At 57.1% G+C, this 1445-nt stretch carries 1 protein-coding gene and 1 pseudogene; both read right to left on the bottom strand.

Features of this window, described 5'->3' with window-relative positions; genetic code table 11:
* Positions 1–117: 117 nt before the first annotated feature.
* Positions 118–837, bottom strand: coding sequence for a DUF6193 family natural product biosynthesis protein (locus IE107_RS34410; protein ID WP_189548266.1), 720 nt, complete (start codon positions 835–837; stop codon positions 118–120).
* A gap of 527 nt (positions 838–1364) precedes the next feature.
* A pseudogene (locus IE107_RS35650) lies at positions 1365–1445 on the bottom strand (transposase); the annotation flags it as partial.

The following is a 1445-nucleotide window of genomic DNA, read 5'->3' as shown; positions in this document are numbered from 1 at the left end:
TGGCCTTCCTCGGACTCGCCGCCACACTCTGCTGCTACAAACGACTCGTCCAACTCACCACATAGGACACGGTCTTAAAGAGAGAACCCATCTTCTGACGCTGCCGTCAAATATGATCTAAAGATCGCCCAGAATGGAAACGGCTGCGCGAATCAAATCGTCGAGACGACTGAACTCTCTCTTCTCTTCAGGATCCAACGAGGACCAGATTACGTACCCCTCGCCCGCACTTGGCTTAATCAGGATCTCCTCCGATCTACTGTCGTAGCAGTCCTTTGTCATCCTCAAGGTCCAATGGGAGAAAAATGGGAACATCTCGCGCAGATTCGGGTCCGCGTGCAGCGCCAGCAGCAGTTCCCGGTACACAAGGAAATTTTCATCGCCGATGACAATATCCCATTGTGTTTCGACAGGGTTTCCGTCCTCGTATGCCTGGCTCAGACTGTCGAATTCCATGAAGGGAAACCGCTTGCTGAGCTCCTGCAGCCTGGCGCCCTGCCTCCAGAAGGCCATAACTTCGACCACTTCGGCAAGATCGGCGGTGCTTCCGCTCGCCCAGACGTACCCCCAGTTGCTGTCCAACGTGACGGCGAACCTGCGTGCGCCATGCCCGAGGTTGACCCGCATCGCTCCACGTGGCGAAGCGAAGTCCGCGGCGCTCCACGCCTGCGTATTCGATTCGGGGCGCTCCGCAGTGACACCGATATCGACTCGGTGTTCGCGGGCGACGGAAACGATAGTCGCCCAGAGTCCCCCTCGCTCAACGAGATCCTCATAGTAGCGAAAACGAGGGTCTTCGGAGTATCCGGTTGATCCAGTAGTTCCGGATGAATTCATGGAAAAACTCCTCAGCACTGACAGGCCGGTGGGGTGAGTCTAAGGGCTGTTCCGCTATTCGATGGTGCCACCACAAGCGGTGACCGAAAGGGGCAGCATGGCCTTATTCGTGGGAATTTGCCATGCGGACGCAGAATTCTCGTTCGGGGGCAAATAGGATGTCGCGCGCTCGCTGTCAGAGTTACCGGACAGTCCTTATGGGGCCCATTCGAAGGTCCAAGCGGTGTACCACTTGCCCTCTCGCCACTTCGGCTCAGGATAGTTGCTGATCGGGCCATTCCGATCATAAAATTTGATCTTGTCCCAAGATTTCCGTCCACCGATCACGGATCTCGCGATCCAGGCCATCTCCTGCTGGGTCGCATGAACACCCGCACCACCTGCGAGTCCTCGTGTTGCCATACCTTCGAAGCCGCCTGTGAATTGCTCCAGGTACACGTGAATTACCGTGTCGGGGTTATCGATGGCACCCCTCACATGCGTGCTCCAGGTGTTGATGTACTTGGGGTCCATGTAATGCGTGAAGCCGTTTTGAGGTTGTCCCAGACGAGGACGATCGGGCCGCCGAGCTGCTGGTGGGCGGCGATCAACAGGTCCCGGTAGTCGCG

It is taken from the genome of Streptomyces gelaticus, from assembly GCF_014649535.1.
Lineage (GTDB): Bacteria > Actinomycetota > Actinomycetes > Streptomycetales > Streptomycetaceae > Streptomyces > Streptomyces gelaticus.
Note: the sequence above shows the minus strand (reverse complement) of the source record. Positions and strands in the feature narration are given on the sequence as shown.